This is a genomic window from Aquamicrobium terrae (assembly GCF_040545735.1).
GTDB classification, from domain to species: domain Bacteria; phylum Pseudomonadota; class Alphaproteobacteria; order Rhizobiales; family Rhizobiaceae; genus Mesorhizobium; species Mesorhizobium terrae_A.
Genome location: NZ_JBEPML010000037.1, coordinates 1 through 7,557, shown reverse-complemented (window position 1 = coordinate 7,557; position 7,557 = coordinate 1). Strand labels below are relative to the sequence as shown.

8 protein-coding genes are annotated in these 7,557 nt (G+C 62.6%); 7 read left to right on the top strand and 1 reads right to left on the bottom strand.

Features of this window, described 5'->3' with window-relative positions; all coding sequences use genetic code 11:
- The coding region (locus ABID37_RS26070; protein WP_354199872.1) for a hypothetical protein at window positions 1-180 on the bottom strand (180 nt) is incomplete at its 3' end.
- A 148-nt stretch (window positions 181-328) separates the two neighbouring features.
- Between ABID37_RS26070 and ABID37_RS26065 the strand changes: the two genes are divergently transcribed.
- From ABID37_RS26065 to ABID37_RS26035, 7 genes are all read left to right on the top strand, one after another.
- Window positions 329-1,696: a trimethylamine monooxygenase gene (locus ABID37_RS26065; protein WP_354199871.1), complete on the top strand. Its 1,368-nt coding sequence runs from the start codon at window positions 329-331 to the stop codon at window positions 1,694-1,696.
- Window positions 1,697-1,770: 74 nt separating this feature from the next.
- Window positions 1,771-2,547, top strand: coding sequence for an ABC transporter ATP-binding protein (locus ABID37_RS26060; RefSeq protein ID WP_354199873.1), 777 nt, complete (start codon window positions 1,771-1,773; stop codon window positions 2,545-2,547).
- A complete protein-coding gene (locus tag ABID37_RS26055; RefSeq protein ID WP_435521642.1) occupies window positions 2,540-3,244 on the top strand; it encodes an ABC transporter ATP-binding protein in 705 nt (234 codons plus the stop codon). Before ABID37_RS26060 ends, ABID37_RS26055 begins: the two co-directional genes overlap by 8 nt.
- Window positions 3,216-3,857: a hypothetical protein gene (locus tag ABID37_RS26050; protein WP_354199869.1), complete on the top strand. Its 642-nt coding sequence runs from the start codon at window positions 3,216-3,218 to the stop codon at window positions 3,855-3,857. Before ABID37_RS26055 ends, ABID37_RS26050 begins: the two co-directional genes overlap by 29 nt.
- Before the next feature lie 122 nt (window positions 3,858-3,979).
- Window positions 3,980-5,278 (top strand): ABC transporter substrate-binding protein, encoded by a 1,299-nt coding sequence (locus ABID37_RS26045; protein ID WP_354199868.1) that lies wholly within the window; start codon window positions 3,980-3,982, stop codon window positions 5,276-5,278.
- A 68-nt stretch (window positions 5,279-5,346) separates the two neighbouring features.
- Window positions 5,347-6,213 (top strand): branched-chain amino acid ABC transporter permease, encoded by an 867-nt coding sequence (locus ABID37_RS26040; RefSeq protein ID WP_354199867.1) that lies wholly within the window; start codon window positions 5,347-5,349, stop codon window positions 6,211-6,213.
- A complete protein-coding gene (locus ABID37_RS26035; protein WP_354199866.1) occupies window positions 6,206-7,219 on the top strand; it encodes a branched-chain amino acid ABC transporter permease in 1,014 nt (337 codons plus the stop codon). Before ABID37_RS26040 ends, ABID37_RS26035 begins: the two co-directional genes overlap by 8 nt.
- Window positions 7,220-7,557 lie beyond the last annotated feature (338 nt).

The following is a 7,557-nucleotide window of genomic DNA, read 5'->3' as shown; positions in this document are numbered from 1 at the left end:
AACCTCATAGCGCTCCATCCCTGCAGGCAGCGCGAGCGAGCCGGGAAGCAAAATCCCGCTCGCACGAGGTGGGCCAGGCACCACATCGGGATAAGCTGTATCCTGCAACTCTGCCTCCCGGTAAACTTTCTTGCTTGTCAACTTTATTAAACCAGAAGAATAATCTACCCGGTATTGCATGGCAAGTCCCCGGGGTTCCTGCAGGCTACCTTTTCCGGTTTTGGAAAGGACTTAATACCATGCAGTGCATTGACAGCGAGGCTAAACCAAATACCATACTGATGGTGAAATAATTTTCGTCCAAGAAAAGAACACGGGGAGGACGTAAATGAACAGGAGGGTAGCCGTTATCGGTGCTGGCCCATCGGGTCTTGCGCAATTACGGGCATTCCAGTCTGCGGCGAGCAAAGGCGCCGACATCCCGGAGATCGTCTGCTTCGAAAAGCAGGCCAACTGGGGCGGGCTTTGGAACTACACGTGGCGCACGGGCCTCGACCAGTATGGCGAGCCGGTCCATGGCTCAATGTACCGGTACCTGTGGTCGAACGGCCCCAAGGAGGGGCTGGAGTTCGCCGACTACTCCTTCGAGGAGCATTTCGGCAAGCAGATCGCCTCCTATCCGCCGCGCGCGGTCCTGTTCGACTACATCGAGGGCCGCGTGAACAAGGCAGGCGTACGCGACTGGATCCGCTTCGAGAACGTCGTGCGCCTGGTGACCTGGGACGAGAACACCAGGAAGTTCACCGTCACCGTCCAGGATCTGCCCAACGACCATTGCTATTCCGAAGAATTCGATAATGTGATCGTCGCCTCGGGCCACTTCTCGACCCCGAACGTTCCCGAATTCCCGGGCTTCGACCAGTTCAACGGCCGCATCCTGCACGCCCATGACTTCCGCGACGCGCGCGAGTTCATCGGCAAGGACGTGCTGCTCATCGGCACCAGCTACTCGGCCGAGGACATCGGCTCGCAATGCTGGAAATACGGCGCCAACTCCATCACCAACTGCTACCGCACCAAACCCATGGGCTACCACTGGCCCGACAACTGGGAAGAAAAGCCGCTGCTGGAGAAGGTCCACGTCAACACCGCCACCTTCAAGGACGGCTCGACCAAGCAGATCGACGCCATCATCCTGTGCACCGGCTACAAGCACCATTTCCCCTTCCTGCCCGACGACCTGCGCCTGAGGACGGCCAACCGCCTGGCGACGGCCGATCTCTACAAGGGCGTCGCCTATGTCCACAATCCCGCGCTGTTCTACATCGGCATGCAGGACCAGTGGTTCACCTTCAACATGTTCGACGCCCAGGCCTGGTGGGCGCGCGACGTGATCCTGGGCCGCATCGCCCTGCCCCCAGGCAAGCAGGAGATGGTCGCCGATGTCGAGGCCCGCGTCGCCGCCGAGGATGCCGGCAAGGACGACTACGACGCGATCCGCTATCAGGGCGACTACGTCAAGGAGCTGATCGCCGAGACCGACTATCCCAGCTTCGACGTCGACGGCGCCAACGAAGCCTTCTTCGAGTGGAAGAAGCACAAGAAGAAGAGCATCATGGAGTTCCGCAACAACTCCTATCGCTCGGTCATCACCGGCACCATGGCCCCGCCCCACCACACGCCGTGGAAGGAGGCCCTCGACGATTCGCTGCAAGCCTATCTCGGAACACAGGCCGCACCAGCCGCAGCAGAATAAAAAAGTGCACGCCGGAGAACGGGAAAACCCGCACCGGCGCGCATTTCAAGACAGTAGCCAATGGGAGGCGTCCACTGTCCGACAAACCTATTCTCGAACTGCGCAACGTCACAAGGAAGTTCGGTGGGCTCATCGCCGTCAACGACCTGTCCTTTTCCGTCAGGCGCAACAGCATCCATGGATTGATCGGCCCCAACGGGGCCGGCAAGACCACGACCTTCAGCCTGATCAGCGGCTACTACAAGCCGACCAGCGGCAGCGTCTTCTATGAGGGTCAGGATGTTTCCGGCCTCAAGACCAGCAGGCTGGCGCAGCGCGGTCTCATCAGGACATTCCAGGGCACAACCCTGTTCCAGGAATTCAGTGTCATCGACAATGTCCGGGTCGGCTGCCACCGCAGCGCCGGCGCAGGCTTCATCTCGCGCATAACGGGCGGCGATGCGCCGACCGAACGCGAGGCCGATCGCAAAGCGCGCGATGCACTGGAACTGTTCGATCTCGGCGCGATGGCGAAAGAGCCGGCTTCCAGCCTGCCCCATGGCCACCAGCGCGCGCTGGGCATGGCCGTGGCACTTGCGGCAGACCCGACGCTGATCCTCCTGGACGAGCCTTTCACGGGCATGAATCCGGAGGAAACGCGGCGGATGATGGACCATGTTCGCCGGATACGTGACGAGCGCGATATCACCATCATGCTGGTCGAGCACGACATGCAGGCGGTGATGGGGCTGTGCGAGCGCATCACCGTCATGAACTTCGGCCAGTTCCTGACCGAGGGCGTGCCGCAGGAGGTCGCGAACGATCCGCGCGTCATCGAAGCCTATCTGGGGCGTAACGAAGATGCTGCTTGAAGTCCGCAACCTCCACGTCCACTATCAGAAGGTCGCCGCCCTGAAAGGCGTCAGCCTGCAGGTTCCGTCCGGTGGCATCGTCACCATCATCGGGGCGAACGGCGCCGGCAAGAGCACCACCTTGCGCGCCATTTCCGGCCTTGCCAAGCCTTCGAACGGCGAGATCCATTTCGAGGGCCAGCGCATCGACAATCTGCCCGCCGAGAAGATCGTGGCGCGGGGTATCGCCCATGTCCCGGAGGGACGGCGGATATTCTCCGACCTGACCGTCGAGGAGAACCTGCGCATCGGCGCGTTCCTGCGCAAGGACAAGGCGAAGATCGAGAGCGACATCGAGGATATCTTCCAGCGTTTCCCGCGCCTCAGGGAGCGCAGGACGCAATGGGCCCGCACCTTGTCTGGCGGCGAGCAGCAGATGGTCGCGATCGGACGGGCGCTGATGTCCGGGCCGAAGCTCCTCCTGCTCGACGAGCCGTCCATGGGCCTGTCGCCGGTTATGGTGCAGGAAATGGCCCGCATCGTTTCCAACATCGCCGAAACGGGCGTGCCCGTAGTCCTGGTGGAGCAGAACGCCGGTCTGGCTCTGAGGCTTGCCTCCTACGCCTATGTGCTCGAGATCGGGACGGTTGCCGTGGAAGGCAGGTCGGCCGACCTCAAGGCCAATGACCATGTGCGGAGGGCTTACCTCGGTGCATGAGAACTGGACCCTCGCCGAGCTTGTCGCCGCCGGCTGGAACGAATCCGATCTGCAATGGGAACGGCTGACGGAGGCCGCACTCTCCGAACTGGCCGAGGGGCGGACGGAACCGGCCCGCCAGCGGTTCGCTGAAGCGCTTCGCTTGGCGCGGGCTGAGTTTGCGACGAACGATCCGAGGCTCGCCGCAAGCCTGAGCAATCAGGCGGCGGCCCAAGGCACCTTAAGTGGACGGATCGAGGCTGCGGCTGCGCAGGCCTGGACGGCCTGCGACCGTTGGATCGACGGCATGACGGCCCCGCGCACGGCACGCTCCTCCCTGTTCCACCTGCGCATGGAGCGGCTCCACAGGCCGGCTTACGAGGAACGATGGCGAGTCAAGGCTCGCGAACTGCTCGCCGAGGTACGCAACGGGCTCGGCGAAACCGGGCAACTCGAACTGATCGACCCGCAGGAAGCAGTCGCGCGCCTGGCGCGGTGGAGCCAGGAGCGCCCGGTGACCCTGAGCGACCCGAGGAAATTGATGGCATCGGTGATCCTGCTCGGGTTCCGGCGCAAGGGATCGGCGGGCGAGATCGCCATGGAAACGCATTTCGAGGCGGACAGCCTCCAATAAAAAGAAACAGAACAGGGGAACACGGTGCGCGCGACCGATTGCGCGCCCAGCATGACCGGGTCTTCCGGGAGCCGGCATCTAACGCGGTAGCTATTTTCATACGCAAAGCGGAGGAGACTGCAATGAAGCCTGCGTCGAGTATCATACTGAACAGACGATCCCTCCTGACAGGCGCCGCCAGCGCCGCGCTCTTGCCCGTGGTCGGCATGCCGAAAGCCAGCTTCGCACAGGAGAATGTCGTCAAGATCGGCTTTCTGGCGCCATTGACCGGCGCCGTGGCGGCCTGGGGCAAGCCTGGCCTCGACGGCTGCAGGATATGGGCCGATTGGGCGAATGAGGCCGGCGGCATCGAAGTCGGCGGGCAAGCCTACAAGGTCGAGCTCGTGGCCTATGACGACGAGGACGACGCCGGCAAGGCCCGCACCGGGGCAACGCAGCTCATCCGCGAGAACGAAGTCAAGTTTATCATGATGCTCGGTGGCAATTCATGGCCGGGCGTGGAGGAAATCGCGGCACGGCAGGGCATGATGGTCTCCACGCTGCTGCCGAGCGACCTCACCCCCGACACCACCACGCTGATTGCGCCTTGCGAGGTGCATCCGATTTACAACGTGACCGGCGTCGACTGGCTGGCGGCCAATCGGCCGGAGCTCAAGACCGCGGTGATCTGCGCGCAGGACGATGCCCTCGGCAAGCCTTCGGTGGCCACTTACCTCGCCGCCTTCGAGGCCGCCGGGATCACCATGGCCAGCCCGCCCTTGTTCTTCGACCCCGCGACCACCGACTTCGCGCCAGTGATGACGCAGCTTCTGGCAAACAACCCGGACATATTGTGCCTCGACACCTGCTATGCCGACTACGTTCAGCCGCTATGCGAGCAGGCCTTCCAGCAGGGCTACAAGGGGCAGATCATCTCTTGCACGCTCGACTTCTACCAGCGCATCGTCGACCGCACCTCCAAGGAGTTCATGGAGGGCGTCATCTTCCAGTTCCCGGATTTCGATGACGAGGCGCTGAACGACCCGCGCATCAATTTCAAGAAGCCGAACGAGTTCTTCGCCGAATATGTGAAGCGCTACGGCGCCACCGAATGGTCGGCGGTATCGTGGGAATACAGCTCGATCCTCGATCTGTGGGCGGACGCCGCCCAGCGGGCGGGAAGCGTCGAAGCGGAAGCGGTGCTCACCGCCATGAAGGAAGGCGGCACCGGAAAGCACGCGTTCGGCGAGGCCCGCTGGTGGGGGAAGGAGCTGTTCGGCATCGACAACGCCCTTGTCGGCGAATGGCCGGTGGTGGTCATCCGCGATGGCAAGGCGACGATCGCGGAGTTCCGCTCGATCCCCGAATGGTGGGACAAGCATGGCGAGCTGCTGATCAAGCACATGACCGATCTCGGCCAGATGTGGAACCAGCGCACCTGAGCGTGGCGCCGGGCCATGAAACGGCCCGGCGGTCCGCACCCGAAACGAATTGTCGAACGGGGCACACAATGCCGGATTTCCTCCTGCAGACCGTTTTCAACGCCTCCTACGCCGCGAGCTATATGGCCCTGATCGCGGTGGGCCTGGTGCTTATCTTCGGCGTCATGGGTGTCATCAACTTCGCCCATGGCGAGCTCTACATGGCCGGCGCCTATGCGATCGTCTTCTTCTACGCATGGCAAGGGTTGCCGTTCGTCATGGCGGTGGGGCTGGGCCTGCTGTTTGCCGGATGCCTGGGCATCCTCATGGAGCTTGCGCTGTTCAGGCCGCTGCGAACGAACCCGCTCGGCGGGCTCATCGCCTCGATCGGCTTCCTGCTCATCCTTCAGACGCTCGCCGTGCTCGGCTTCGGGTTGCGCAACCAGAACATCCCGCCGGTTTCCCAGGGGCGCCTGACCGTCGGCGGCGCATTCCTGACCTATGAGCGGCTCTATGTCATCATCGCCACCGTGGTGCTGCTGGCAGCACTTTGGCTGTTCCTCAGGCGCAGCCGGTTCGGCTGGGCCTTGCGCGCCTGTGCGCAGGATCGCGAGGCGGCGGCGCTGCAGGGAATCTCGATAAACCAGACGGCGCGCTATGCGATGTTCATCGGCGCGGCGCTGGCCGGCGTTGCCGGCGCCATGACCGCCCCCCTGGTGGCGCCCTCCCCCTTCATGGGACATAGCGTGATCGTGACGGCCTTCATCATCATCATCGTGGGCGGCATCGGCAGCCTCGAGGGTGCGGTGGTCGCCGCCGTGCTCTACGCCTTCGTCCACACATTCGTCACGACGTTCTTCGACGGCGTCATCGCCAACATCGTCGGCCTGCTGCTGATGCTTGCCGTGCTCGTTGTCAAGCCGCAGGGCCTGTTTGGAGTGCGCGAACGTGCCTGACAAAACCAATATCGACGCAGCCGGCATGATCGGCATCCTGATCCTCGCGGCAGCGCTCATCGTCGCGCCCCACGTCGTCAGTTTCTCGCAGCAGGAGTTGCTCGTCCTGCTGACCATCAACGTTCTCGTCGTGACCAGCTACAGGCTGCAGACGCTGACGGGCGAATGGTCGCTGGCGCATGTGGTGATGATGGGCTCCGGCGCCTATGCCAGCGCATTGTGCTCCAAGAGCTTCGGCTTTCCGGTGCCCCTGGCGATGATCACCGGCGCGATCGTCGCTGGCCTCATCGCGGCCCTGATGAGCTTTCCGCTTTTTCGCATGAAGGGCTTCTACTTCCTCATCGGCTCCTTCGCGGCCGGCGAGATCCTGCGCCTGATATGGAAGCGCTTCACCAACCCCTTCGGCGGCCCCAAGGGCATCCAGCGCATTCCCGGCTTTCCGGAGATCGACCTGGGCTTCATCCGGATCGATTTCTACGATCCCGCGAACTACTACTACCTCGTCCTGCTGGTGGTGCTGGCTTCCCTCTGGGTCCTCTATCGCATCGAGAAATCGCGCATCGGCCTGACATTCCATGCCATCCACTGGCAGGACAAATTGTCGGAATCCGTCGGTGTCGATGCCTTCCGCTATCGTATGCTCGCCTTCGTCATCGCCGCCTTCTTCGCGGGTCTCGCCGGCGCGCTTTATGCGCACTATCTGAGCACCGTCAATCCGAACCAGTTCGACGTCAATACGATGGTCTATGTGCTCATCTGGACGATCGTGGGCGGCACCAGCCGCTGGTATGGCCCGATCCTCGGCGTGGTGGCGCTGACCATCATCGATGAAGTCATCCTGCGGGCGATCGGTGCCGACCAGGTTCGGCCGTTGCTCTACGGCGTTGTCCTGATCCTTGCCATCCTGTTCCTGCCCAACGGGCTGGAGAGCTTGGTCATGCGGGCTTCGGATGCGCTGCGCCGCTATCGCGGCGAAGTCCCGCCGGGCGCAATTGTGCGGGAATAAAGACGGAAATGCGCGACCCGCCCGGCCGGTTCTGTCGCGCGCTACCATGAAGGTCAAGATCATCGTGGCACAGGTCATCGGCTTGAGGCCGGGCATGGATCGGGTCCCGCGCTTGACGTGCCGAGGGTCTTGTTCACTGCAGTTGTTGAGATAGCAACTCTGCCGCGCCTGGGCTCCCGTTGTGAACGCTCGCGAAACCGGCCGGCATCTACCATCGCAGACGATGATCTGCTTCCCGGTTCGCCTAGAGCGCATCCGGGGATTGATGAATCGATTGTGATGTGACGCGTTGGCTTCCTGCTGATTCAACGTTGACCTTGATGGAGGTGAACGATGGC

Coding starts and splice junctions, on each gene's coding strand:
- ABID37_RS26065 (WP_354199871.1), top strand. CDS start 329: ATGAACAGGAGGGTAGCCGTTATCGGTGCTGGCCCATCGGGTCTTGCG.
- ABID37_RS26050 (WP_354199869.1), top strand. CDS start 3,216: ATGTGCGGAGGGCTTACCTCGGTGCATGAGAACTGGACCCTCGCCGAG.
- ABID37_RS26045 (WP_354199868.1), top strand. CDS start 3,980: ATGAAGCCTGCGTCGAGTATCATACTGAACAGACGATCCCTCCTGACA.
- ABID37_RS26040 (WP_354199867.1), top strand. CDS start 5,347: ATGCCGGATTTCCTCCTGCAGACCGTTTTCAACGCCTCCTACGCCGCG.